The 24,223-nt window shown below is 60.3% G+C and carries 29 protein-coding genes and 1 other RNA gene; 15 read left to right on the top strand and 15 right to left on the bottom strand.

From position 1 onward, the window contains the following. Positions 1-4: 4 nt before the first annotated feature. From hflX to B5G03_RS05420, 3 genes are all read left to right on the top strand, one after another. Positions 5-1,267, top strand: a complete 1,263-nt coding sequence (hflX, locus tag B5G03_RS05430) for a GTPase HflX (RefSeq protein ID WP_087180744.1) — start codon at positions 5-7, stop codon at positions 1,265-1,267. A gap of 322 nt (positions 1,268-1,589) precedes the next feature. Continuing rightward, complete coding sequence (locus tag B5G03_RS05425) at positions 1,590-2,030, top strand: Lrp/AsnC family transcriptional regulator (protein WP_087180743.1); 441 nt, start codon at positions 1,590-1,592, stop codon at positions 2,028-2,030. Positions 2,031-2,154: 124 nt separating this feature from the next. Beyond that, positions 2,155-2,709: a DUF4358 domain-containing protein gene (locus B5G03_RS05420; protein ID WP_087180742.1), complete on the top strand. Its 555-nt coding sequence runs from the start codon at positions 2,155-2,157 to the stop codon at positions 2,707-2,709. A gap of 69 nt (positions 2,710-2,778) precedes the next feature. Here the strand turns inward: B5G03_RS05420 and B5G03_RS17360 are convergent, their stop codons facing one another. Beyond that, complete coding sequence (locus B5G03_RS17360) at positions 2,779-2,940, bottom strand: hypothetical protein (RefSeq protein ID WP_162613345.1); 162 nt, start codon at positions 2,938-2,940, stop codon at positions 2,779-2,781. Positions 2,941-3,091: 151 nt separating this feature from the next. On the opposite strand from B5G03_RS17360, the gene B5G03_RS05415 reads away from it, so the two are divergent. From B5G03_RS05415 to B5G03_RS05390, 6 genes are all read left to right on the top strand, one after another. Next, the gene (locus tag B5G03_RS05415) at positions 3,092-4,081 is read left to right on the top strand and encodes a glycosyltransferase family 2 protein (protein WP_087180741.1); all 990 of its coding nucleotides are present in this window, start codon (positions 3,092-3,094) and stop codon (positions 4,079-4,081) included. Positions 4,082-4,261: 180 nt separating this feature from the next. Continuing rightward, entirely contained in the window at positions 4,262-4,474 is a 213-nt protein-coding gene (locus B5G03_RS05410; protein WP_058963662.1) for a helix-turn-helix transcriptional regulator, read from the top strand. Continuing rightward, on the top strand, positions 4,471-5,232 hold the full coding sequence (locus B5G03_RS05405) for a DUF3169 family protein (RefSeq protein WP_087180740.1): 762 nt from the start codon (positions 4,471-4,473) through the stop codon (positions 5,230-5,232). Before B5G03_RS05410 ends, B5G03_RS05405 begins: the two co-directional genes overlap by 4 nt. Before the next feature lie 28 nt (positions 5,233-5,260). Next, positions 5,261-6,310, top strand: coding sequence for a CPBP family intramembrane glutamic endopeptidase (locus B5G03_RS05400; RefSeq protein WP_087180739.1), 1,050 nt, complete (start codon positions 5,261-5,263; stop codon positions 6,308-6,310). A gap of 87 nt (positions 6,311-6,397) precedes the next feature. Beyond that, positions 6,398-6,685 (top strand): hypothetical protein, encoded by a 288-nt coding sequence (locus B5G03_RS05395; RefSeq protein WP_087180738.1) that lies wholly within the window; start codon positions 6,398-6,400, stop codon positions 6,683-6,685. Positions 6,686-6,692: 7 nt separating this feature from the next. Beyond that, positions 6,693-7,292: a LysO family transporter gene (locus B5G03_RS05390; protein ID WP_087180737.1), complete on the top strand. Its 600-nt coding sequence runs from the start codon at positions 6,693-6,695 to the stop codon at positions 7,290-7,292. Between the two features lie 79 nt (positions 7,293-7,371). Here the strand turns inward: B5G03_RS05390 and B5G03_RS05385 are convergent, their stop codons facing one another. After that, positions 7,372-8,340 (bottom strand): thioredoxin domain-containing protein, encoded by a 969-nt coding sequence (locus B5G03_RS05385; protein WP_162613344.1) that lies wholly within the window; start codon positions 8,338-8,340, stop codon positions 7,372-7,374. A 255-nt stretch (positions 8,341-8,595) separates the two neighbouring features. On the opposite strand from B5G03_RS05385, the gene B5G03_RS05380 reads away from it, so the two are divergent. After that, positions 8,596-9,231, top strand: a complete 636-nt coding sequence (locus tag B5G03_RS05380; protein WP_087180735.1) for a lactate utilization protein — start codon at positions 8,596-8,598, stop codon at positions 9,229-9,231. A 60-nt stretch (positions 9,232-9,291) separates the two neighbouring features. On the opposite strand, the gene B5G03_RS05375 is transcribed toward B5G03_RS05380, so the two are convergent. The 3 genes from B5G03_RS05375 to B5G03_RS05365 all read right to left on the bottom strand — a co-directional run bounded on the left by B5G03_RS05375 (position 9,292) and on the right by B5G03_RS05365 (position 10,118). After that, positions 9,292-9,498 carry a hypothetical protein gene (locus B5G03_RS05375; RefSeq protein ID WP_087180734.1) on the bottom strand — a complete coding sequence of 69 codons (207 nt, stop codon included), beginning with the start codon at positions 9,496-9,498 and terminating at the stop codon, positions 9,292-9,294. 75 nt (positions 9,499-9,573) lie between these two features. Next, positions 9,574-9,773, bottom strand: a non-coding RNA gene (gene ssrS / locus B5G03_RS05370) — 6S RNA. A 21-nt stretch (positions 9,774-9,794) separates the two neighbouring features. After that, the gene (locus B5G03_RS05365) at positions 9,795-10,118 is read right to left on the bottom strand and encodes a DUF1292 domain-containing protein (RefSeq protein WP_058963670.1); all 324 of its coding nucleotides are present in this window, start codon (positions 10,116-10,118) and stop codon (positions 9,795-9,797) included. A gap of 217 nt (positions 10,119-10,335) precedes the next feature. Between B5G03_RS05365 and B5G03_RS05360 the strand changes: the two genes are divergently transcribed. The 4 genes from B5G03_RS05360 (at position 10,336) to B5G03_RS05345 (ending at position 13,703) form a co-directional block, all read left to right on the top strand. Further along, entirely contained in the window at positions 10,336-11,160 is an 825-nt protein-coding gene (locus B5G03_RS05360; protein ID WP_242962299.1) for a peptidylprolyl isomerase, read from the top strand. Between the two features lie 271 nt (positions 11,161-11,431). Beyond that, on the top strand, positions 11,432-12,997 hold the full coding sequence (gene cls, locus B5G03_RS05355; protein ID WP_087180732.1) for a cardiolipin synthase: 1,566 nt from the start codon (positions 11,432-11,434) through the stop codon (positions 12,995-12,997). Between the two features lie 22 nt (positions 12,998-13,019). Next, positions 13,020-13,424 (top strand): DUF3842 family protein, encoded by a 405-nt coding sequence (locus B5G03_RS05350; protein ID WP_087180731.1) that lies wholly within the window; start codon positions 13,020-13,022, stop codon positions 13,422-13,424. Positions 13,425-13,544: 120 nt separating this feature from the next. Then, positions 13,545-13,703 carry a rubredoxin gene (locus tag B5G03_RS05345; RefSeq protein ID WP_087180730.1) on the top strand — a complete coding sequence of 53 codons (159 nt, stop codon included), beginning with the start codon at positions 13,545-13,547 and terminating at the stop codon, positions 13,701-13,703. A 77-nt stretch (positions 13,704-13,780) separates the two neighbouring features. Here B5G03_RS05345 and B5G03_RS05340 read toward each other — a convergent pair whose 3' ends face one another. The 5 genes from B5G03_RS05340 to B5G03_RS05320 form a co-directional block, all read right to left on the bottom strand. Continuing rightward, positions 13,781-14,974, bottom strand: coding sequence for a MalY/PatB family protein (locus B5G03_RS05340; protein ID WP_242962298.1), 1,194 nt, complete (start codon positions 14,972-14,974; stop codon positions 13,781-13,783). A 28-nt stretch (positions 14,975-15,002) separates the two neighbouring features. Then, positions 15,003-16,334 (bottom strand): APC family permease, encoded by a 1,332-nt coding sequence (locus tag B5G03_RS05335; protein ID WP_087180729.1) that lies wholly within the window; start codon positions 16,332-16,334, stop codon positions 15,003-15,005. Between the two features lie 30 nt (positions 16,335-16,364). Then, positions 16,365-17,153, bottom strand: a complete 789-nt coding sequence (locus B5G03_RS05330) for a 4Fe-4S binding protein (protein WP_087180728.1) — start codon at positions 17,151-17,153, stop codon at positions 16,365-16,367. 167 nt (positions 17,154-17,320) lie between these two features. Beyond that, complete coding sequence (locus B5G03_RS05325; RefSeq protein ID WP_162613343.1) at positions 17,321-17,800, bottom strand: MarR family transcriptional regulator; 480 nt, start codon at positions 17,798-17,800, stop codon at positions 17,321-17,323. Between the two features lie 10 nt (positions 17,801-17,810). Then, positions 17,811-18,353, bottom strand: a complete 543-nt coding sequence (locus tag B5G03_RS05320) for a DUF1836 domain-containing protein (RefSeq protein WP_162613342.1) — start codon at positions 18,351-18,353, stop codon at positions 17,811-17,813. A 151-nt stretch (positions 18,354-18,504) separates the two neighbouring features. Here B5G03_RS05320 and B5G03_RS05315 point away from each other — a divergent pair, with 151 nt between their 5' ends. Continuing rightward, positions 18,505-19,782: a chloride channel protein gene (locus B5G03_RS05315; RefSeq protein ID WP_087180725.1), complete on the top strand. Its 1,278-nt coding sequence runs from the start codon at positions 18,505-18,507 to the stop codon at positions 19,780-19,782. Between the two features lie 49 nt (positions 19,783-19,831). Here the strand turns inward: B5G03_RS05315 and B5G03_RS05310 are convergent, their stop codons facing one another. From B5G03_RS05310 to ruvX, 5 genes are all read right to left on the bottom strand, one after another. Continuing rightward, positions 19,832-21,127 carry a cytidylate kinase family protein gene (locus tag B5G03_RS05310; protein ID WP_087180724.1) on the bottom strand — a complete coding sequence of 432 codons (1,296 nt, stop codon included), beginning with the start codon at positions 21,125-21,127 and terminating at the stop codon, positions 19,832-19,834. Between the two features lie 7 nt (positions 21,128-21,134). Further along, positions 21,135-21,560 (bottom strand): MarR family winged helix-turn-helix transcriptional regulator, encoded by a 426-nt coding sequence (locus B5G03_RS05305; protein ID WP_087180723.1) that lies wholly within the window; start codon positions 21,558-21,560, stop codon positions 21,135-21,137. A gap of 174 nt (positions 21,561-21,734) precedes the next feature. Beyond that, positions 21,735-22,844, bottom strand: a complete 1,110-nt coding sequence (locus B5G03_RS05300; RefSeq protein WP_087180722.1) for a sensor histidine kinase — start codon at positions 22,842-22,844, stop codon at positions 21,735-21,737. After that, on the bottom strand, positions 22,837-23,529 hold the full coding sequence (gene vanR / locus B5G03_RS05295) for a VanR-ABDEGLN family response regulator transcription factor (RefSeq protein ID WP_087180721.1): 693 nt from the start codon (positions 23,527-23,529) through the stop codon (positions 22,837-22,839). The genes B5G03_RS05300 and vanR overlap by 8 nt, the downstream gene beginning before the upstream one ends. Before the next feature lie 184 nt (positions 23,530-23,713). Beyond that, positions 23,714-24,142: a Holliday junction resolvase RuvX gene (gene ruvX, locus B5G03_RS05290; protein ID WP_058963683.1), complete on the bottom strand. Its 429-nt coding sequence runs from the start codon at positions 24,140-24,142 to the stop codon at positions 23,714-23,716. Positions 24,143-24,223 lie beyond the last annotated feature (81 nt).

Below are 24,223 nucleotides of genomic sequence, written 5' to 3'. Positions count from 1 at the left end.
TTATATGAGTGAATTGATGATCCAAGACAAGGAGCCCGTGAAGGTGGTCCTGCTGGGGCTGGACCTGGGCCAGTTCGACGCAGACCGCAGCATGGACGAGCTGAGCGCTTTGTGCGAGGCCAATGGCATGGAGGCGGTGGCCCAGATCGTGCAGCGGCGCGCCGCCCCCGAGGCGGGCACCCTGCTGGGCGAGGGCAAGCTGGAGGAGGCCAAGCTCTACTGCCAGAATCTGGGGGCCGAGGCGGCCATCTTTGACGGCGAGCTTTCCGGCAGCCAGATCCGCAACCTGTCCGAACTACTGGACGTGGAGGTGCTGGACCGCACCATGCTGATTCTGGAGATCTTCCGCAGCCGGGCTGTGACCAACGAGGGTAAGGTGCAGACCGAACTGGCCATGCTGCGCTACCGGCTGCCCCGGCTGCAGGGCCTGGGCGAGAGCCTTTCCCGCCAGGGCGGCGGCGGCGGTGGCGGCGGCGGTGCCCGGCGCGGCGCGGGCGAAAGCAAGCTGGAATACGACCGGCGGCACATCCACCGGCGCATCGAGGCGCTGGAGCAGAAGCTCACCGAGCTGGAAAAGCGCCGCGGTGAGAACCGCCGGGCCCGCCAGAAGGCCGGTACCCCGGTGATCAGCCTGGTGGGCTACACCAATGTGGGCAAGTCCAGCCTTTTGAACGCCCTGTGCGGGGCCGAGGTAATGGAGGCGGACATGCTGTTCGCCACCCTGGACCCCACCGCCCGCAAGCTGACCCTGCCCAGCGGACTGAACGTGATCGCGGTGGACACCGTAGGCTTTGTGAGCCGTCTGCCCCACAAGCTGGTGGAGGCCTTCAAGAGCACCCTGGAGGAGGCCGCCTATTCCGACGTGATCGTGAAGGTGGCGGACGCCGCCGACGAGGAGCGGGAGGAGCAGCTGACCGTCACCGATCAGGTACTGGCGGAGCTGGGCTGCGAGGGAATTCCTCAGCTGACCGTATACAACAAGTGCGACAAGGCCGGGGCCACTCCCTTTGACCCGGCGGTGATTCTGACCAGCGCCAAGACCGGCCAGGGCCTGGACGACCTGCTGGCCGCGCTGGACGCCGCCCTCTCGGACCGGGTGCGGGCGGTGAAGCTGGTGCTCCCCTACGACAAGCTGGGTCTGGCCGAGGCCATGCGCAGCCGGGGCAGCGTTTCGGTGGAGGACTACCGGGAAAACGGAGTCTACTTCGAGGGCTTTGTGAAGAGCAGCGATTTGCACATTTATCTGCCGTACCTGCTGGAAAACTGAATAAAAAGCAGAAAGGCCCGCCGGAAAACCGGCGGGCCTTTCTGCATAGAGGGGTGGGAAAGTATAATAAGTGAGAAGTTATCAAATTTAGGAGTGCCTGTCTGGCACTGTCTTTAGTATACCCATTTTTCTTAATATGTCAAATGGAAATGCCAGTCTTTTCTTTCCTTTTTCCCTTTACTTTTGCGTTTTTGCTTTATATAATTAAGTGAACCCACAAAATTCTTTTCATCTCTTTTGATTGTATAATTTCTCTATATTTTTTCTTAACTTTGTCAATTTTTTATGTCATTTTGTTATCTCTTTGAAAGGAGCTGTTTTTTTGGACGATTTAGACAAAAAGATCCTGATGCTTTTGGAGCAAAATGCTCGTATGCCTGTGAAGGACATCGCCCGTCAGGTAGCCCTCACCAGCCCGGCGGTATCCAGCCGCATCCGGCGTCTAGAGGAACAGGGCGTGATCGCGGGCTACACCGCCCTGCTTCGGGACCCCCAGCGCCAGAGCAGCGTGGATGCGCTGATCAGCGTATCCATCGCACCGGCGGACCGGGACGAATTTCTCACCCTGGCCCGGGCGGACGCCCAGGTGCGCCAGTGCTTCCACGTGACCGGAAGCCACAGCTTCATTGTGAAGGTGAGCTGCGAGGGCATGCAGCAGCTGGAGCAGCTGATCACCCGGTTCCAGCGCATGGGCCCCACCAGCACCCAGATCATTCTGTCCACTCCAGTGGAACGGGGCTCTTTTTTCAGCCCGGCGCAATAATCCGGGGCGCTGCTTCGTATTCCAGTCACAGGGGCAATTCCGGCGACCTTTGGGGCATACTTGCAGCAAAGGGCCGTTTTCTCCCGCCGTCGGCGGGGCTGCCCATTGATAAAGGAGTGTTTTTATGAAACGTTTACTTTCGATTCTTCTGGCCGGTGTTCTGGCCGCCGGTCTGGTGGGCTGCGCCTCCTCCGGCACGGATTCCGCTGCCAGCCATACCCCCGCTGACTACACCGCCGCCCTGGCGGAGAGCCGCACCGAGGAGGACAACGGCAACTACACCATCTTCACCCTGGAGGGTGACAGCTACACCGCCAGCAAGGGCTACGCCGAGCATCTGGACTCGGAAGCCATTGCCAGCCAGGGCCAGATGAGCCTGGAGGTACTGGGCCTGACCGCCGAGGACGTGGAAAGCACCTCCTACAGCGTGTCGCTGATGAACGTGAAGGCCTACGGCGTGGCCATCGTGAAGCCCGCTGAGGGCAAGACCGACGCGGTAAAGGAAGCCCTTTCCGGATTCATCGAGTCCCAGAAATCCGCCCAGGAGAACTATCTGGCGGACCAGTACGCCATTGCCAAGGCTGCCAAGTTGGAGACCTTGAAAAGCGGCGAGGTGGTTCTGGTGATGTGTGAAAATCAGGACCAGGTGTTCCAGAGCATTGAGACCGCGCTGAAATAATCCGACGAAAAAGGCTCCGGCCGCGTTCCCCTCTTTAAGGGGCGCAGACCGGAGCCTTTTGTCTGCCGCTCAGTCGCTGTTTTTGCGGATGTAGATCCGCAGCGCCTGGATCATCAGAAGCAAAACTTTGATGCTCAGCACCAGCACGGCAACGCCCAGCGCCACCAGCGCCAGATTCACCAGCAGCACCAGCCAGCTGAAAATCGCGGTGATTCCAAATACACTGCTCATGGTTCGCTCCTCCTTCCCGTTTTCAGAATCGCTGTTTTTCTCATCATATCATAAAGTGATAAAGAGAAAAAGCTCGCATTGCCCGCCGGGCAAAAGTTTGCTATAATGGCAAATGGATTAAAAATACAAAAGAGAAAGGCGGTTTTCGCCAATGAAAGCCACTGTGGTGATCCCCAACCTGAACGGGGCTGGCTGGCTGCGGGATTCCATCGAATCCGTCTGGGCCCAGACCATGCGGGATTTTGAACTGATCGTGATCGACAACGCCTCCACCGACGAGAGCCTGGAGATCGCCCGCAGCTATGTGGGCCGGGAAAACTATATCCTCATTGAAAACGACCGCAACACCGGGTTCTCCTACGCGGTGAACCAGGGCATCCGGGCCGCCAGGGGCGAGTTCGTGGCCCTGTTCAACAACGACGCCTTTGCCGAGCCGGACTGGCTGGAAAACCTGATTCGCACCGCCGAAGCCGACGAGCGCATCTTCGCGGTGAGCAGCCTGATGATCCGCCACTTCGAGCGGGAGCTGGCGGACGACGCGGGCGATTACGTGACCATTCTGGGCTTTGCCTGCAAGCGGGGCGACGGCATGAAGGCCAGCCGCTACACAAAGCCCTGCCGGGTGTTCTCCGCCTGCGGCGGCGCGGCGCTCTACCGCAAGAGCATTCTGGACAAGATCGGCCTGTTCGACGAAAACTTCTTCGCCTACTACGAGGACGTGGACATCAGCTGGCGGGCCAACAGCCTGGGTTATAAAAACGTCTACTGCCCCACTGCCAAGTGCTACCACATCTGCGGCGCCACCACCGGCGCAGTGCGCTACAACCCCTTCAAGAGCATCCAGAGCGGGCGCAACAGCATTTTGCTGCCTTACAAGAACATGCCCATTCTGATGTTTATTCTGAACATCCTGCCCCTGACGGCGGGCTACCTGCTCAAGGCTGCCATGTTCCGGCTGCGTGGCTTTGGCCCGGCCTACGGCCAGGGCTTTAAAGAAGCCTTGAAGGTGATGGGCAAGCTGGAAAAGCCCAAGTTCCGGCTGAAGAATCTGCCCAACTACATCCTCATCGAGCTGTGGCTCATTGTGGACACCTTCCGCTACATCATCTACCGGGTGCAGCGGGCCTTCAACATTCAATAAGCCTTTTCCCCTCGGTTTTCACCGGGGGGATTTTTTCTGCCCATTTTTGCCCGCCGGGAAAATGACAAAAATATTTGTCAAAACCAGTTGACAAAAATCCTTGTCATTGCTATACTGATGATGACAAAGATAGTTGTCAATTTGACAGGGATGTTTTGCAACGAAAAGGAGGTCGAGCCTATGCCGCTGGGAAACCGGCTCAAGGAGCTTCGCGCGGCCAAGTCGCTGAACCAGCAGCAGCTGGGGCAGCTGGTGGGGGCGTCCCGCCAGACCATCAGTTTGATCGAGCGGGGAGATTATAACCCCTCCATCACGCTGGCGCTGCGCATCGCACAGGTGTTTGAAACGCCTGTGGAAGAGGTATTTTATCTGACGGGGGAGGAAGAACAATGAAACCGAAAGCGGAAAAGAAAAACACCTGGGTCTATGTGAAATTTGCGATCATCATTGTGGTATGCGGCCTGTTCGGTGCCGCATGCAGCATGCTCATCGGGTCGGGATTCGACGGTCTTTCCAGCCTGAGTGATGCGATCAGCCTTGGTCTTTACAGGGCAGGCGTTCCGCTAATGGCTTTGGGTCTGCTGCTGTCTGCGGCAGCCACCACCCTGTATCTGGCGGCGAAAAAACCCATGGCCCGTGCCGATGAGGACGACGAGGCTTATGAGAAGGCCAACCGGCTGCTATGCCTTGCCTTGATCCTGACCACCCTGGGCTTTCCCTGGTTTATGCTGACTGCGGGGCTGGCCTTTGGGCGGACCATTCGGGCGGAATCAATCCCGCTTGCCGGCTTCGGGTTTGGGCTGCTGATTCTTCAACTTGTCTGGCTTACCGCACTACAGGCCCTGGTGATCGGGGCCACCAAAAAACTCTACCCGGAAAAACAGGGCAATGTATTTGACACCAAATTCCACAAAGACTGGTACGCCAGCTGCGACGAGGCGGAGCAGAAGGCCATCGGTGATTGCAGCTACTTTACCTTCCAGATCATGAATTTCGTCTACCCCTTCGTTCTGCTGGTACTATTGATGGTGGGCTCCGCCTGGTCCATCAGCGCCCTGTGGTTCGTGCTGCTGGGCGGGCTGTGGATGATGCAGACCCTTACCTATCAGCTGCGCAATTACTGGCTGCAACATGTAAAACCCAACCGTTGACTTCAAACACGAAAAGGAGGAATCTGTCATGAAAACCAACTGGACCGCCGTGGAAAAACGGCAGCTGATTATCTTCGGACTGGTCGCTTTTGTGCTGCCCTATCTGTTGGGCATCCCCATGGGCCTTGCCTACCACGCAGGCAGCGACGTGAGGGCCTTTCCCTCGGCCCAGATGTTCTACCCTGCCGCCGGCGCTATCCTTGCCATTCTTCTCACCCGCCGGGAGGACAAAACCATCCCCCGCAAATTTTACATCTGTTTCCTGCTGGTGACCGTCCTCATGGCTCTGTGCGCCCTTGCCAGCGCCATTGCCCCCGCCCTGCCCTGGGTGGCGGCAAGCAACGGGGTCATCATGGTGGGCAGCGTGTTGTGCTGGGTCTTTTATTTTCTCGACGGCAAGGCACGCCGCACCGCCTGGGGCATGCGGCTCAACCGCTGGGTATTTGCGGTGTTTGCGGTGTTTGCGGTTCTCTACTTTGTCCGGATCGTCCTGCTCAGCGGGCTGATGATTTTGGTGGACCCTACTCTGGCAAAAGCAGAATCCACTTCCGTTGACCCGCTCTATTTCACCAGCATGCTGGTGAGTATGCCGCTGAACTTCCTGCTGGTATACACCGCCTTTTTCGGGGAGGAGTACGGCTGGCGCGGCTTTTTACAGCCTCTGCTGCAAAAGCGGTTCGGCCTGCGGGGCGGCATTGTGGTGCTGGGCGTGGCCTGGGGGCTGTGGCACCTGCCCATCAACATCTTTTTCTACAGCCCTGCCACCTGGGGTCTGAGCGTAGTGAACCAGATCGTACTCTGCATCTGCTACAGCGTTTTCTTCGGCTTCGCCTACATGAAGACAAAGAGCATCTGGGCGCCGGTGCTGATCCACTTCTTCAACAACAACGCCATCACCCTGTTCACCGACCCCAGCGCCATCCAGAATCAGGTGCTGGACTGGACCAGCGTGCTGCTGGGCATGGCGGCAATGGCCGTGCTGTACCTGCCCTTCTTCGCCTCCAAGGTATTCCGTACCGGTCCGGTGGTGGAGCTGCCCCGCCCGGTGGAGGCACAGCCCGCCGAGCCCATCCAATAACACCGTTTTTCCCGCTGGGGTGCATTGCCACCCCAGCGCTTTTTTGCTATAATAGGGAGAAATTGCGCGAACTGGAGGGGACCGTTTGTGGATGTAATCCTGATCATGTGTCTGGGAGTGCTGGTGGGCAGCCGGTTTTTCCCGAAGCAATACAAAAAGCTTTGCGAGCGGCTGCAGGTGGTGTGCACCCTGGCGCTGATCTTCTGCATGGGCGTCATGCTGGGGCAGCGGCCGGGCTTTTTGCAGGAGCTGGGCCAGCTGGGGCTGCAAAGTCTGGTGTTCTGCCTGGTGCCTGTGGCTTTTTCGGTGCTTTTTGTCTATCTTCTCACCTGCCGTTTCATGAACGGACGGGAAAAACGCAACAAACGGAGGTGACCGACTCATGGTGATTTTGGCAGTGATCGCCCTGGTGGGCGGCGTTCTTTACGGGCTTTCCGGCCTGGAATTTCCCCTGCTGACCCTGCTCACCGGTCACTCGGACCTGGTGCTGTATCTGCTCATGTTCCTGGTGGGCATCAGCATCGGCCTGCACGAGGGCATCTTGGCGAAGATCAAGCAATACCACATCAAGGCTTTTCTCATTCCCATCGGCATCATCGCGGGCTCGCTGGTAGGCGGCGCGGTGTGCGCCCCGCTGCTGGGCTTTTCCATTGAGGAAAGCACCATGGTGGCCAGCGGTCTGGGCTGGTACAGCCTGGCCGGTGTGACTGTGGGCAATCTGGCCGGAGCGCAGCTGGGCAGTATTGCCTTTTTGAGCAACCTGATGCGGGAGATCTTCTCCTTTTTCGTGATTCCGCCCATCTCCCGCCGCCTGAACTACTACACCTGCATTGCCCCCGCCGCCGCCACCAGTGAGGACACCACCCTCTCGATGATGATCCGTTTCACCGACGAGGAAACGGTGGTGCTCTCGGTGTTCAACGGGGTGGTCTGCTCGGCCGCGGTGCCGCTGCTGATCTCGCTGTGCGCGGCGCTTTTGTAAGCGGCACTTTTCCAATTGAAAACAAAAACCGGGCCGGAACGCTGGCATTGCCGACGCGTTCCGGCCCGGTTTCTTTTCATTATTTCTTGTCGCCAAAACCCAAGGCGGAAAAATCCACCTTCACCGGCACATGATCCGGCGGATAGATCATCTTGCCCCGCCAGACCGAGGCGGGCAGGGGGTCCTGCGGCTCCTGGGGCGCTTCGGTGGGCTCCTGCGGTTCCTGCGGCGCTTCCTGCGGCGGATAGACGCCGCTTTCCGGCGCGGCCTTCCATCCCTGCTCCGGCTGCTCTGCCCGGGGTGCGGGCTGCGGCTCCTGCCGGTGGTCAGGTTCCGGCAGAGCGGAGGGCTCGTCCTCCACGGCCTGCTGCGCCTCAAAGGCCTTGTTCTCCTCCAGCGCGGCCAGCAGCTCCTCCTCGGTGAGCGCGCCCTGGTCCCGGTTTTCAAAGCCGCCAAAGGCATCCGTCTGCGGCTGTGCCTGCTCGGGCTGCTCCGGCGCGGGCAGGGGCAGCTCCTGAGCCACGCGCTCCATGGCCGAGCAGTCCGCCGGCAGGTCGGTCATACTGTGGCCGTAATGGGCGAACAGCACCTGGCCGCTCTCGCTCAGTACCAGGGTGAGGGGCAGCTGGTGGCGCTCGTTTTTGGCCGGGGAATACCCCTGCTGCCGGGCCTCCTTGATGATGCGCAGACCCTCCAGGGAATAGCAGCGCAGCATGCCCTGCTTCTGGGGAATCTGGAAGTAATCGTACAGCGCGCCCTCCGCGTCGCAGATGAGCTCAAAGGGCAGCGAGCCCTTGGGCGCGACCTTGGAAATGGCTTCCGGCCGGGAACGCACCACACAGGCCAGCCGCACGCTGCGCAGCGCGTAGATGGTCTCCAGATACTGGGTGATAAAGTGCCGGGTGATGGGATGCCCGAAGTTGGGCAGGAACACCAGGACCACCGGCTTGTCCCCCTTCAGAAAGCCATAAAAGCTTTTCTGCGGTTCGTAAGGGGTGTCGTAGGAAAACGCCGGGATCTTATCACCGGCCTTTAAGCGCTTGGCCATGCAAGTCATACTCCTTTGATGCGACCCGGCGCCTGGCACCGGTAAAAATCGCATAATACGCAGCCGCGCCCACGCGCTGCCGCTTTAAACCATTGTAGCACAACCGCCCCGGCTCCTGCAATGGGAGCCCCTGCCAGCCGTCTGTAAAACTTTTGTGCAGCGGGTCGCTCCCGCAGCGCCGGGCGGCAAAAGATGTGCTATAATAGAAAAAAAACATCCAAGCCCATCGGGCAAGCTTTTGAAGGAGGAATTCCCATGCATGAAGCAGTGATCCAAAACACCGAGCGCCGCATCCAGCGCACCATGGAAGCCCTGCGCGCCAATAACATGGAGGCCTATTACGTAAAGACCGCCGCCGAGGTCCGTCCCTTTGTGGAGCAGATGATTCCCGAGGGCGCCGTTGTCTCCAACGGCGGCAGCGTGAGCCTGGCCGAGACCGGCGTGATGGAGCTGCTGGCCAGCGGACGCTACCAGTATCTGGACCGCAGCAAGGTGACCGGCGAGGAGCTGGACGCGTTGTTCCGCCAGGTGTTCAGCGCCGACTGGTATCTGGCCAGCACCAACGCCGTGACCGAGGCCGGTGAGCTTTACAACGTGGACGGCACCGCCAACCGGGTGGCCGCCATGACCTTCGGCCCCAAGAACGTGCTGCTGGTGGTGGGCTGCAACAAGATCGTGAAGGACATCCACGCCGCCGCCCGCCGTGTGAAGGAGATCGCCGCCCCCGCCAACACCGACCGTCTGGGCTGCAAGACCCCCTGCGCCGTGACCGGCACCTGCGCGGACTGCCACAGCCCCGCCCGGATCTGCTGCACCACCACCATCCACCGCTATCAGCGGATTCCCGGCCGCATCAAGGTGCTGCTGGTGGGCGAGCCCCTGGGCTTCTGATTCATTTTTTCCATCGCAAAAAATACGCCGCTCCCGGCTTTTTGCCGGGGGCGGCGCTTTTTATTTCTTGCTTGCAGTCTTCCGGGCAGGCCGGCGCAGATAGCCCGCCTGGATGGTCAGCTCCGGGCGGCGCACCCTGCGCAGCAGTTCGTCCTTTTCCGCCTCGCGGCCGGGCTCAAAATCGAACTCCCGGTACTCGGCGCGGGGGCTGGTACCCGCACGGCTGGCATAGATGTGGCTTGCGCCGTGGTAATCGCCCTTTCCCATGGGGGCTCCCTCCTTTTGCTGCGGGATACAAAAAGTCCCCGGTTCTTGAAAGGACCGGGGGCACTTTTGTTTTCAAATAGCCCCGCCTTGCCGTCTGCAGCCAATCAAAACCTACCGGATGGCAGGTGGGTGCCCTGTGGCCGCTTTTCCACTCCCTTCTTCCGTGCTCCCCTTGATGGGCGGGAGGTCTGCGGTCCGGCGGTCAACTCCGGGCTCCCTGAATTTGATTAGTAGGATTATTTAAAGCTGCAACAAATCGCACAAGGCAGGATGCTAAGCGTGTTTGGGCGGCAGGCTTACTGCTCGATGTCGAAGAATTCGCGCAGGCGCTTCTCGAACATATTGCTCACTTCGTAAAGCTCCTCGTCGTCTTCCACGATATCCAGGTATTCGCCCTCCGCGTCCTGGCCAACCTTCATCAGGATCAGATCCAGGTCGGCGTCCTCCAGCTCTTCCTCGTTCTCCACGTAGGGAACCAACGCCATGTAGTGAACGCCCTTGTGGTCGGCCGCGTCGATCACCTCAAAGGTGTGCTCTTTGCCTTCCTCGTCCTCCAGGGTCACCAGGTCGGGGGTGTAATCTTCTTCCTGCTCGGTGACAGGGGTGTTGTTCTCAGCCATGTTTGCTCTCCTTTTTCGGGCGGGCCTTAACGGCCTCGCCTGTGTGATCTGCTAGATAAAGTTTACCCTTTTTTGCCCTTTGCGTCAATAGAAAAACGCAACAAAACCCGCTGTGAAAGTTTTATAAAATACTTGGAGCGATCGGTTTTTATTTTCCCCAGCTTTGTGGTATAATATGTATTACTTCTATCATAAATTTATCAGGAGGGCATCTTCCTTGCGCAGATTCATTGCTTTGGCTGCGGCCGCCGTACTGGCCGCCGGCCTGCTGACGGGCTGCGGCGGCGGTATCACCGGCAGCTCCATCAAACGCCCCAAGGTGGAAAGCGAAGAGCTTCAGTTCCAGGCTCCCGCCGAGGGCGACCCCATCGCCATCTTCAACACCAGCGCCGGTGAGGTGCGCGCCGTGCTTTACCCGGACCAGGCGCCTATGGCGGTGGAGAACTTCACCCGTCTGGCTCAGGAGGGCTACTACAACGGCACCAGCTTCCACCGCATCGTCTCCGGCTTTGTGGTGCAGGGAGGCGACGCCTCCGGCAGCGGCACCACCGGTTCCACCATCTGGAACAACAATCCCTATCCGAAAGAGATCTCGGACCAGCTGCACCACTATTCCGGCGCCCTGTGCGCCGCTTTCAGCCCGGATGAAAACGTCTCGGGCCTGAGTCAGTTCTACTTCGTGCAGTCGCTGCCCGAAAAGCTGGACGGCAGCCTGCGTACTCAGATGGAAGAGGCAGGCGTGCGCACCGAGGTGATCGAGGCCTACGACGCGGCGGGCGGTCTGCCCTATCTGGACTACACCGACACCGTGTTCGGCCAGGTCTACGAGGGTATGGACGTGGTGGACACCCTGGCCCAGAGCGAGGTGGACGAGAACGGCAAGCCGGTGGAGGACGTGCTGCTCAACAGCGTGACCATCAGCACCTACGGCGCGGCGGACCCCGCCCCTGCCAGCGGCAGCGACGGTTCGGACGCCTCTTCCCAGGCCCAGTCCTCCAGCGCCGCACAGAGCGCCAGTCAGAGCGCCAGCCAAGCGGAATAATTCTTTCAAAGAGCGTACCTGCCGCTCCGGCGGACGTGCGCTCTTTTTCTTTGGCCGAGGGGGCTTATCGGGCAGCCCCGCACGATAAACGGCAAACGCTTCAGGCGGTGTATCGCGCCAAGATTTTCCCTGATATTTTCCGGCGCGCTCCGCCACCCGGAAGGATGCGGCATTGCCTTACCGTCGATTTCATGGGAAAACTGTGATATAATATCCCACAAAGGCTGTTCCTTTTGGTTTTTCTTTTTCATGCAGGAGGCATTTTATTATTATGGAAATAAAAAAGGTAAGCAAAGCCCGCAAAAAGCTGGGCCGGGGCCTGCTGTCCCGCAGCTTTTTCTTCGCGGTTTTGCTGCTGCTTCAGATCGTTCTGGTGGTGGGCGTCGCCATCGAGCTGGGCAAGTTTTTCCCCTATTTTTATCTGTTTCTGATGCTGCTCAGCGCCCTGGCGGTGCTCACGCTGCTGGATAAGGACAAGGTGAACCCGGTCTACAAGATCATGTGGCTGATCATGATTCTGGTCATGCCGCCCACCGGCACCTTGTTCTATCTGTTCTGGGGCCACCGGAACACCGGCAACCGGCACGCCAAGCGGCTGGAGTCCATCACCGAACGGGGGACCAAATCCCTGCAGCAGGACCCGGAGCCCATGCGCCGTTTGCTGGTGAAAGACAAAAATCTGGCCCGCAGCGCCACCTATCTGTCCCACTGCGCGGGCGCGCCCCTCTACGGCGACACCCAGAGCGAATACTACGCCTGGGGCCAGGACTTCTTCCCCCGTTTTCTGGAGGAGCTGAAGAACGCCAAAGACTTCATCTTCATGGAGTATTTCATCATCAAGCCCGGCTACATGTGGGACACCACCCTGGAGATCCTCACCCAGAAGGCCGCCGAGGGCGTGGACGTGCGCCTGTTGTTCGACTCCTTCGGCTGCATGTTCACTTTGCCGGAAAAATACGACGAATCTCTGCGGCGCAAGGGCATCAAGTGCTATCCCTTCGCACCGCCCCGCCTGTCCCGCCGGATCTCGGACTACACCATGCTCAACCACCGGGACCACCGCAAGATCACCGTCATCGACGGCAACGTGGGCTTCACCGGCGGACTGAATTTTTCCGACGAATACATCAACCGGAAAAAGCGCTTCGGCATCTGGAAGGACACCGGCCTGATGCTCAAGGGCAGCGGCGTGCAGTCGCTGACCGCGCTGTTTTTGGAAATGTGGGACTTCACCACCGGCAGCGTAAGCGACCCGAAGGACTACGCGCCCACCCTGCGCTACACCGCCCGGGGCTTTGTGCAGTCCTACGGCGACAGCCCGCTGGACGAGGAAAACGTGGCGGAGAACGCCTACTTCAACGTGCTGCAGCAGGCCACCAATTACGTGTATATCGCCACCCCCTACCTGGTGGTGGACAACGAGATGATCACCACCCTGACCCTGATCGCCAAAAGCGGCGTGGACGTGCGGATCATCACCCCCGGCATCCCGGACAAATGGTATGTGTACTGGGTGACCCAAAGCTACTACCGGGTGCTGCTGGAAGCCGGTGTGCGCATCTTTGAATACACCCCCGGCTTCATCCACGCCAAGATGTATGTGTCGGACGACAAGACCGCCATCGTGGGCAGCGCCAACATGGACTACCGCAGCCTGTATCTGCATTTTGAAAACTGCTGCGCCTTCTACGGCGGGCAGATGGTGCAGGACGTACGGGCCGACCTGGAGGAGTGCATGAGCGTGAGCAACGAGGTGTTCCTGGAGGACACTTATAAAACCCCGCTGCCCAAGCGGGTGGCTCAGCTGGTGCTGCGCCTGTTCGCGCCGCTGCTGTGACAAAGAAAAGCGAGGTTTTTGCATGAGAATCGTTGTGATCGACGGCCAGGGCGGCGGCTTCGGCCGCGCTTTGATCGAAAAGCTGCGCACCGGCGGCTACACCGGCGAGATCCTGGCGGTGGGCACCAACGCCGCCGCCACCAGCGCCATGATGAAGGCGGGCGCCACCGCGGGCGCCACCGGCGAAAATGCAGTGATCGTGAACGCCCGCCGGGCAGACGTGATCGCCGGGCCCATGGGCATCGTGATGGCCAACAGCATGATGGGCGAATGCAGCCCTGCCATGGCCCTGGCCGTGGCGGACTCCTCCGCCCGCAAGGTGCTGATCCCGGTGAGCAAGTGCGGGGTGCAGATCGGCGGCCTGCCCGAGCTGCCCCTGGCGGAATACATTGCCGACGCGGCCCGCCGCATCCTGAGTCTGGGATAATTTTTGTTGCCACGGCAACATGATTTTTTCCTCCTGCCGCATATACTATAGCTATGGACCAAACGGTCCCTCCCATAAAAATTCATTCACTTCTAAATAGAGCGAAAAGGAGTATTGGTTATGAATCGTTTTGTATGCGACGTGTGCGGCTGGGTCTACGACGAGGCAGAGGGTTACGAGGACGGCGGCATCGCCCCCGGCACCCTGTGGGCCGATGTTCCCGAGGATTTTGAGTGCCCCCTGTGCGGCGTTGGTAAGGACCAGTTCAGCCAGGAGTAATTTTTCATAATCCCCCCCAAGCAGCAAGCAAAAAGCCCGTGCCGGAAAAATTCCGGCACGGGCTTTTTTCGATATGCTTAGCTTTGCAGCGCCTGGGCGATGCGCTCCATGGCTGCCGCCAGATTGGCGCGGGTGCAGCCGATGTTCAGCCGCAGATGGCGTTCGCCGCCCTTGCCGAACCAGGGACCGGGCACACAGATCACGCCGGCCTCCACGTCCACCCGCTTGAGGATCTCCGCATCGGTCAGGCCGGTACGGGTCAGGTCCAGCCAGCACAGGAAGGTGCCTTCCGGCTCCACAAAATCCACCTGGGGCAGATGTTCCTGCACATAATCGCGCACCAGCTCGGCGTTCCCCTTTAAGTAGACCAGCAGCTCCTCCAGCCACTCTTCGCCCTCCGGGCTGTAGGCCGCAGCCACACCCTCCAGGCCGAAGGTGTTGCGCACATCCAGCGACATGGCCTTGATCTGAGCATCAAACCGGCTGCGCATGTCGGGATCGAAGATCAGTGTGTTGGCCATCTTCAATCCGGCCACGTTGAAGGTCTTGCCCGGCGCGGTGCAAACGATGCAGTGCTTGGCAAAGTCCTCCTCCACGGTCCAGAAGGGGGTGTGCTTGTGGCCGGGGTAGACGATGTCGCTGTGGATCTCGTCGCTCACCACCAGCACGCCGTTCTCCTTGCAGATGCGGCCCAGGCGGGCCAGCTCCTCCCGGCTCCACACCCGGCCCACCGGGTTGTGGGGGCTGCACAGCACCAGCAGCTTGTTCTCCGGCTTGGCGGCCAGCTGCTCCAGCTCCTCAAAGTTCATCCGGTAGCGCCCCTGCTCACAGACAAGGCCGTTGTTCACCACGGTCCGGCCGGTCTGCTGGATCAGACCCGCAAAGGGCTCATACACCGGCTGCTGGATGATCACGCCCTCGCCCGGCTGGGTAAAGGCCCGGATGGCCGCGTTGATGGCGCCCACCACGCTGGGCACCACGCAGATGCAGGCCGGGTCCAGCGCAATGCCGTAGCGGCTTTTGTACCAATAAGTTACGGCCTTGAAGTAATCCACGCCGGGGGCGCAGTAGCCGTAGATTTCCTTTTCGGCCCGGGCTTTTACCGCCTCCACCACACAGGGCGGGCAGGCAAAATCCATGTCCGCGATCCACATGGGGATCATGTCCTCCCGGACCTCCACGTTCAGGTAGCTACGCACCGGTCCGGTGTGCCATTTCATATCGTTGGTAACGCTTCGATCGATCACACGGTCAAAATCGTACTTCATCATTACCATCTTCCTTTCCCTGGAACAGCCATTACTTGGCTTCGTAGTTTGCCTCCAGCTTCACATACCGGTTGCGGGCGAAGGCCAGCACCGCGCTGACCAGCAGGATGCCGCAGTTGCAGCAGATCTGGACGGGCGAGGTGCTCACCAGCAGAAGCAGAATGGAGATCACAGTAATTACAATCGTGATGATGCTCATTACCTTCAGCTTTGCATCGCTCACATAGAACTTGCTCTTTTTCCACAGCTCGGGCATTTTCTTGGGCAGCTGCATGGCCGAATAGGCGATCACGCCCCGGATGGCGGTGGTCAGAATGACCGTGCTGTTGGCAACGGTGCTCAGGTCAATGCCGAACAGGATGGGCAGAAAACCGATCAGGTAGAAGACCAGCAGAATCCAGTGGGGCGTGCCGAACCGCTTGTTGCGCACGGCCAGCCCCTTGGGCAGCCAGCCGTCCGCGCAGGCGCGCAGCGCCGGATAGGTGCACATGCCGATGGAGAAGTTCAGAGTGGTGAGCAGGGCGAACATGGCGCCGCCCACCACGAAGAAGGTGAACACAGCCTTGGGCATGAAGGTGGCAGCCGAGACGCTGAGCGGCTGGTTCGCCACCTGGTCCACCGGCAGCACACCGGCGGCAATGGTGCTCATCAGGGCATACAGCACCACGATGGCACCGGTGGAAACGATGATGACAAAGGGGATGTCGCGGGTGGGGTCCTTGGCCTCGCCGCTGTAGTTCACCACATAGGTGGCGCCGCCGCAGGCGAAGTTCAGATAGATGGAGGCCAGCAGGAAACCGGGCACACCGCCGGTCATAAACTGGTCAGGTGCGAAGTAGTCCGGCTGGATGTGGGTTACGCCGAAGGCGACGTAAGCGCCGATGGCCACCGCCAGCACCACGCACAGGACATTCTGCAGGCGGGCTGCCTGCTTGACGCCCACCAGGTGCAGAGCGAACAGCGCGGTGAGCACCACAAAGCCAAGCAGCTTCACGTTCACGCCCGGCACCAGCGACATAAAGTAGTCCGCAAAGGACAGGGTATACATGGAGAGAGCCAGCGTCATGGCCAGGTTTACGAAGGTATACACCCCCGCCAGCCGCTGCCCGCTGAGTACGGCGATCTGCGAGTATTGACCGCCGGGGAAATTCGCGGTACCGCCGATGTAAATCTGCGGGATCGCGGAAAGGATGGTCAGCACACCGGCCAAAAGATACGCCAGATTCACAGAACGGCCGGTAAAGCCGATGGCAATGCCAGTCATCGTCATGATGCCCACACCGATGATCTGGCCAATGGCCATGGAGAACAGATCTGCACGGGATAGTTTTTGGTTCGTTTCCGCAGTGGTTTGCTGTGACATTTTCCTTTCTCTCCTTTTCAGGTTTGTTGGTTACGTCTCCGGGTGCCCCAGCCAGATCTGGTTTGCCCGGTTCGAATCGCACACCTTGCGCAGCTTTGCCGGAACGGCCATCTCAGCGATTTTGCCGAGACTTCTGGCCTTTACCGGGCACACCGCCACACAGCGCATGCAGGTGATACAGGCTTTGTCTTCGGTTTTGCGGGGATTCTGTGCGGGGATCGCGCCCACGGGGCACTGGTCGGCACAGCGGCCGCATTCCACGCACTTTTTGCTGGCCTTCGGATGGAACGGCACGCCGCCGAACTCCCGATAGGGCCGGTTGCCCGGCAGCTCCAGCTGCACCGCAGCGCCCTCCGCCAGCCTCTTGGCCAGCGCCAGGGCCTGTTTGCCCAGCTCCCCGGCCTGAGCCAGGTCGCTTTCGTTGGGGCGGCCCGCCGCCATCTGGGGCGCCATGGAATGCTGCGCCACAAATTCGGCGGCCGCAATGGGCCGATACCCCGCCTTAACCGCCAGATCGTGCAGCTCCACCAGCGTGTCCTCGCTGGCCCGGGAGCCGTATACGCTCAGCAGCACCGCCGGGCCGCAGCCCTGCAGCTGCTCCAGCCGCCGGGCCACCGGCGCGGGCACCCGTCCGCCGAAGGAGGGCACGGCCAGAACCGTCAGCGTGTGCGCATCCGGCTGGAAGGGAGCCTTCGCCCGCTGGGGCGTGCAGTCCCATTCCTCCACCGCAAGGCCGGTTCCCCCGGCCACAGCGGCGCACAGCTTCCGGGTGGTGCCGGTGCCCGAAAAATAAATTGCCTGTACCTTTGTGATTTCCATGTGTTTTCTCCTTTTCCGTTAGCATCTAAAACTTTTGGCCAAAGTGTTGCCGCTTCCCGAAAAGAAGCGGCTCTAAAATATTTTAGCAGCTAACATAAATATAATAAAATCACCCTCCGCTGTCAATTGACAGAACAGAGGGTAATCCTTTGATTTTTTGTGCACTTTTACGGTTCCCATTTTTCCGGGTCCTGATTCACCTGCTGGAACATCTCGCACAGCAGGGTCTCGTAATGGATCAAAAAATCCAGCTGCTCGTCGCTGAATTCCGCCAGCTGGCCGCCGATCACCTGGTACTGCTTTTTGTCGTATTCCAGATGCCGCTGATACAGCGCCTGCCCCGCTTCGGTGAGCATCACCACGGTCTGCCGCCGGTCGGCGGGGTCCTTTTCCCGCCGGATCAGTCCCTTCTTTTCCAGCCGGGCCGCGATCTGGGAAACCGCCCCGTGGGTGACATCCAGCCGCTTGGCGATCTCGGACATGGTGGGCGACTGGCTGGGGCCCACTGCCATCACAAAGTGCATCTCGCGCATATAGAGCTCCTCGCCGGGGGCATAGCTGCGCGCCTGGTTCAGGTACCGTTCGTGGGCCTCCATCCCCCGGCGCTTTGCCTCCATCAGCGCTTGAATGCGTTTCCATCGTTCCATTGCCGCCCTCTCATTCCTGCCCGCCGGCCTGCTCGGCGAAGGCCAGCCGCTTTTGCACATACACCTTGCTGGCATAGGCCTGCACCGCGCCCCGCAGCAGGGTGATGGCCGCCGGGTTCTGTTCGTTGCCGATCTGGGTGGGGGCCGCCTGGCCCAGGAACACCGCCCGCAGCGCGCCCTCCAGCTCCTCACAGAAGCAGTCGTAGGCCTGCTCCACCGGGCAGTGGTCCATCTGGGCGCGAATCATGCTGCCGATCTCCGGGATGCTGAACACCTGCTTGAGCGCGCAGATGGTGACCAGATAGGCCATGTGGGCCCGGTCGTATTTTTTGTTCACCGGCGGGCTCATGACCCGCTGCTTCACGTAGTTGTTCACCATCGCCTTGGTCAGGGTGATCTGCTGCTCCTGAGGGGCGATGGGGGCAAAAATCTCATTGATGTAGCCGGTGACCTGATCCATATACAGCGCGATGCCCGGCAGCTCAGCCCAGCGGGGGCAGTGGAAGCTTAGTACCTCCTGGGAAAGACTGCTGTTCTCAAAGCCCTGTTTCATTGGTGTCACACTCCGTTTCCTGTTGCTGTTTCGCTGGTTTCTATCATAGCACAAAAGGGCTTTGGCTTCAATTTTTTCCGGAGATTTGCTATAATATGAGCCGGTATCAATGTGCAAAAACGGCCCTGGCGGGCCGGTGGGAGGCGGTAGCATGAATCTGCGGCGCAAAGAGGCGCTGACCAATATTGCTGAGGGACTGTTCCCCTACAGCGAGACCTTTCTGATGTGGATGATCTGCTCCGGGCTGATGGGCCTTGCGGGCGGCGCGGTGGGCGCGGTGTTCTACCATATGGTAAGCTGGGCCAACCGGGTGCGGGCGGTTCATCCGGAGCTGCTGTGGCTGCTGCCGGTGGGCGGTCTGGCCATTGTGGCGGTGTATCAGCTGTGCGGCATGAGCACCGAGCGGGGCACCAATCAGGTGATCGAGAGCGCCCGCAACGGCCATCGTGCTCCGCTGCGCATGACCCCGCTGATCATCTTCGCCACCTTCATCACCCATCTTCTGGGCGGCAGTGCCGGACGCGAGGGCGCGGCGCTGCAGATCGGCGGCAGCATGGGCGGATGGCTGGGAGAAAAGCTGCGGCTCAATCAGCCCAGCCAGCATTTCATGGTGCTGTGCGGCATGAGCGCAGTGTTCAGCGCCTTGTTCGGTACTCCCCTCACCGCCACCATTTTCAGCATCGAGGTGATCAGCGTGGGTGTGGTCTACCACGCGGCGCTGCTGCCCTGCACCATGTCCAGCCTGGTGGCCTACGGTGTTTCCCGGGCATTGGGGGCGGTACCGGAGCAGTTCGTCATCCACAAGGCCAGCGGCCTTGGCTGGGGCAATTCCTGGCGGGTGGTCATTCTGGGTGTGGGCTGCGCGCTGGTGGGCATGCTGCTGTGCATCGTGATGCACACCGCAAGCCATCTGTACCAGACCTGGCTGCCCAATCAATACCTGCGCATTCTGGCGGGCTCAGCGCTGATCATCGTCTGCACCCTGCTGCTTGGCACCCGGGATTATAACGGCGCGGGCATGCAGGTGATCGAGCAGGCCATCACCGAGGGCGTGCTGGTCCATCCGCTGGCCTTTCTGTTCAAACTGCTGCTCACCGCCATCACCCTGGGCTGCGGCTTCCGGGGCGGCGAGATCGTGCCCACCTTCTTTGTGGGCTCCACCTTCGGCTGCCTTGTGGGGCCGCTGCTGGGGCTGGACCCGGGTCTGGCGGCGGCAGTGGCGCTGGTGGCCACCTTCTGTGCCGTGACCAACTGCCCCTTCGCCAGCATCGTGCTGGGAGTGGAGCTGTTCGGGGCCGAGTCCATGCTGCTCTTCGCGCTGGCCTGCGCGGTGAGCTATCTGCTCAGCGGCCACTACAGCCTTTATTCCGGCCAGCAGATCATGTATTCCAAAATCAACAACGAAAAGGTGGACAAACCCGCCCACTGACTTGTATACAAAAACAGCACCGGCAACGCATCTGCCGGTGCTGTTTTGTTTATACGGTGGCCTTCTGGCCGGTCTCCAGGGCTTTCAGCGCGGCCTCGATGCAGGTCTGCACATACTCCTCCCCCAGGCCGGTGTCCAGCGTCAGGTGATAGTTTTTGCCCAGGCCCCACACCCGCCGGGTGTAGTACTGGTAGTTGGTGGCCCGCCGCCGGTCCTCCTGGGCAATGCGTGTCTTGGCCGCCGCTTCGTCCAGCTGCTCCAGCTCCATGATCCGCTTCACCCGCCGGGCCTTGTCCGCATGCAGCCAGACACGCAGGCAGTGGGGATCGTCCCGCAGCAGATAGTCCGCGCAGTGGCCCACGATCACACAGCGGCCCTTGGTTGCGATCTCCTCAATGGCCTTTTTCTCAGCCAGGAAGACACTGTCCTTGGGGGATTCCTCCTCCGGGGCGTAGGCGTACATCTGGTTCACCAGGTCGTACAAAAAGCTGTTGGTCATGTTCTCTTCCCGCTGGCGCACAAACTGGGGCGTGTAGCCGGTGGTTCCCGCGGCCATCTGCACGATGACATCGTCGTAGAACTCATACCCCAGCCGCTGGGCCAGCTTCTGGCCGATGACCCGTCCACCGCTGCCGTACTGGCGGCCGATGGCAATGACCCAGCCGCCCTGGCCGTTTTCCACCGCTGCGGCGGCTTCGCTCTCCTCTTTTTTACCAAACAGCAGGTCGGGCACAAAGGGCAGAAGGCGGCCGAACAGACGGGCAATGAAGCCCACCAGCAGGGCGGCGATCACGGTGCCCTCACGCATGCCGTACAGCGTGTGGGCAAGCACCAGCGAGATCATCGCGGCGATCACGGTCATGGACACATCAAAGCAGATCTTGGTGGTGCCGAAGTCGGTTTTCCAGGTCTGGGTGACCGCACGCACGAAGGACTCGCCGGGCAGCATGGCCACGTCGGCGATGACCTCCAGGTACACGCCGAAGCCCAGAATCACACAGCCGATCAGCAGGGCCACCAGCTTGACCGGATAGCTGCCGGGGGCCACAAATCCCAATAGTACCATGGTCAGGTCGATGAAATAGCCGAAGGCCACTGAAATGGGAATCTGCAAAAGATGCTCGGCCTTGAAGTTCCGCCGCAGGATGAACAGCTGCAGCAGAATCAGAAACAGGCTGAACGCAATGGTGAACTGGCCCAGCGTGAAGGGAAAGTTCAGACTGAGCACATAGGGAATGGCCGAGATGGGCGAGGTGCCCAGATTTGCCTTGGTGATGAGGCTCACGCCAAAGGAGCTGATGAACAGCCCGAACAAAAACACCAGATATCGCTTTGCTTTTTCCATAAACGAATTAACGCTCCCCCTCTTTCAGATTGCCGTAAACGCGGCGGAACACCGCCAGGCACTGTTCCCGCTCCGCTTCGCTCACCCCCGCAAAGGCCTGCTCCTCCAGCTCCTCAAAGGCCTGCTGGACCCGCAGCGCCATCTGACGGCCCTGTTCCGTGAGGTAAACCGAAAAGCTGCGCCGGTCCCCCTTCTGTGTGCGCCGTTCCACCAACGCCTTCTCCTCCATCCGGTTCAGCACCGAGGTGAGGGAGGCGGGCTCGATGTGGCAGGCGCGGGCAATCTCGGCCTGATTGGCCCCGTCGTGGTCCTGCAGATAGTCCAGCACTTTGGGCTGGCCCAGAGTCAGACCGGTGTCCTTGAGTTTGGCCAGCAGCTGCCGGTGCACCATGGCTTGGTTGGCTAAAAGCAGATAGTGAAAGCTGTGTTCCATTGCGGTGATCCCTTTCCCGTTTTCGGCATTCGAATTCATTAGTATTCTAATAATTAGCAAGCTAACTTTTGTATTATAGGCGTTTTCGCCCCGCTCTGTCAAGGGTGGAACACCCGGAGAACGCCAAAAGAGCCCTGTGCAGCGCACAGAGCTCTTTTTCAAATCTTGTATCAATCAATTTTGAGGGCCGTTTTGGGGCAGGCGCAGGGTGAACACCACCCGGTCGTCGGCGCTGGCGGCGGCGATGGTGCCCCCGTGCTGCTCCACGATCTGCTTGGCGATGGCCAGGCCCAGACCGGCGTTGCCGCTGGCGCTGGCCCGGGATTCGTCCGCCCGGAAGAACTTTTCGAAGATACGGGCCAGCTTTTCCGGCGGGATGGTGCGGCCCTGGTTCACGAATTGCAGCACCACCGTCTCCCCCTCCAGCCTGCCCTGTACCCGCAGGGTGGTGCCGGGGTCGCTGTAGCTCACCGCGTTGCGCAGCAGATTGTCGAACACCCGGGCCAGCTTGGCCGGGTCGCAGCGGACGGGCAGCTCGGGCGGCAGATCCGCCTGGCAGTCCAGATGTTTTCCCGCCAGCTCCGGCGCAAACTCGCTGACCATCTGGCGCAGCATCAGCGACAGGTCCACCCGGGAAAGCTCCAGCTCCAGATGGCTCAGGCTGAATCGGGTGATCTCGAAGAACTCGTTCACCAGCTCCTCCAGCCGCAGGGCCTTTTCCAGGGCGATGCCGGTGTAGCGGGCCCGGGTGGCCGGGCTGATGTTGGGTTCGTCCACCAGCAGGTTCAGATAGCCGATCACGCTGGTGAGCGGGGTTTTCAAATCATGGGCCAGATAGACGATCAGATCGTTTTTTCGCTGCTCCTCCTGGCGCAGGGCCGCCGCTGCCCGCAGCCCCTGCTCCCGGGCCTGGTTCAGCTGGTCCTGCACAGTTTTCAGCTGGGGCCGCAGCCGGATGGGGTCCTCCCCCGGGCGGGCCAGACGGCCGGCGGCCTCGGTCACCTCGTCCAGATAACGCAGCGGCTTGCAAAAGACCCAGCCGGTGATGAGCACCGTTCCCACTACAATCCACAATACTCCCAGCACCGGCAGAAGGTGCTTTACGATCTCTTTAAACAGGAACACCCACCAGTAGCGGCCCAAGTCCAGCTGAAAATATACAAAGTAAGCGCCGTTGAGCAGCAGCCAGCTCCCGCCCCAGAACGCTGCCAGCATCACGGCCAGCTGCAGGGTCAGACCCAGCGCGGCGCGCCGGTGGGCCCAGTTTTTACGCAGTTCACTCAATGGTATACCCCACTCCCCAAACGGTCTTGATGAATTTCGGCTGGCGGCTCTTTTCGTGCATCTTCTCCCGCAGCCGGGCGATGTGGGTCATCACGGTGTTATTGCCGTCGATGTACTTTTCGCCCCACACCTCCTGGAACAGCTGCTCGCTGGGCACCACCTGCCCCCGGCGGCTGCACAGATACCACAAAATCGAGAATTCCAGCGGCGTGAGGGCCAGCTCCTCCCCGTACAGGGTGCACTTGTGGGTAACCTCGCTGATGCACAGGCCGTTGAACTCGTATTCCCCGCTCTTTTCCGGCTGGGCGGACTGGTTGTACTGGGTGTACCGGCGCAGCTGGGTCTTGACCCGGGCCAGCAGCTCCAGAGGGTTAAAGGGCTTGGTGATATAGTCGTCCGCCCCCAGCATCAGGCCCTGGATCTTGTCCAGATCCTCCACCCGGGCGGTGAGCATCAGGATGGGCCACAGATGCTTTTTGCGAATACGGCGGCAGAGTTCAAAGCCGCTCAGATCCGGCAGCATCACGTCCAGAATGGCCAGGTCCACCGGCTTTTCCGCCACGCATTCCAGCGCATGGGCCGCGTTTTCGCATTTGTATACCGTGTAGCCCTCGTTCGTCAGATAGACCTCCACCAGGTCCGCAATGGCGGCCTCGTCATCCACCAGCAGGATCTTCGCACTCATTCCTGCCATCCCCCTTTTTTCCTTTATTGTTCCGCCTTTTATGATACGGCAAACACCCACCCGGCGCAAGCGCCCGCAAAAAACGCCCTGCTCCGGTATTATCCTACCAGAACAGGGCGCGGATGTGCCTTTCTTTTTGCTTGCGGAAATCTTACGATTTTCTCACGAAGCCCGTCCGAGGGCTTCAGGCCTCCTCCGGGTGATGCTTGCGCCAGGCCAGAAAGCTTTCCAGAATCACCGCGGCGCTCACCGAGTCCAGAATCTCCTTGCGCTTTTTGCCGAAGGTGCCCACCTCGCTGAGCTGGGCGGCAGCGGTAACGGTGGTGCGGCGCTCGTCGCAAAAGCGCACCGGCAGCTGGCCGTCCCGTTCCAGGATCGCCGCCATCTTGCGGGTCTTCTGGGCGCGGGAGCCCTCGGTGCCGTCCATATTGCGGGGCAGGCCCACCACGATCATCTCGGCCTTCTGGGCGCGGGCGGCTTCCAGAATGGCGGCGGCCGCCTTGTTCATGCTCTTTTCCTCGATCTGAGGCAAAGGGGTGGCCAGCAGCTCGCTGGCATCGCTGATGGCAAGGCCGGTGCGGGCGTCGCCGTAGTCCACAGCTAGGATTTTCATGGGGTATGCTCTCCTTTTCCGTTCGATTGGCGCCGCGCGCTCCCACTGCGGTGTCCGGGCAGAAGCGGAGCCCTTTTGAGT

Origin of the sequence: Gemmiger sp. An50, assembly GCF_002161595.1 — a bacterium.
GTDB lineage: Bacteria > Bacillota > Clostridia > Oscillospirales > Ruminococcaceae > Allofournierella.
Note: the sequence above shows the minus strand (reverse complement) of the source record. Positions and strands in the feature narration are given on the sequence as shown.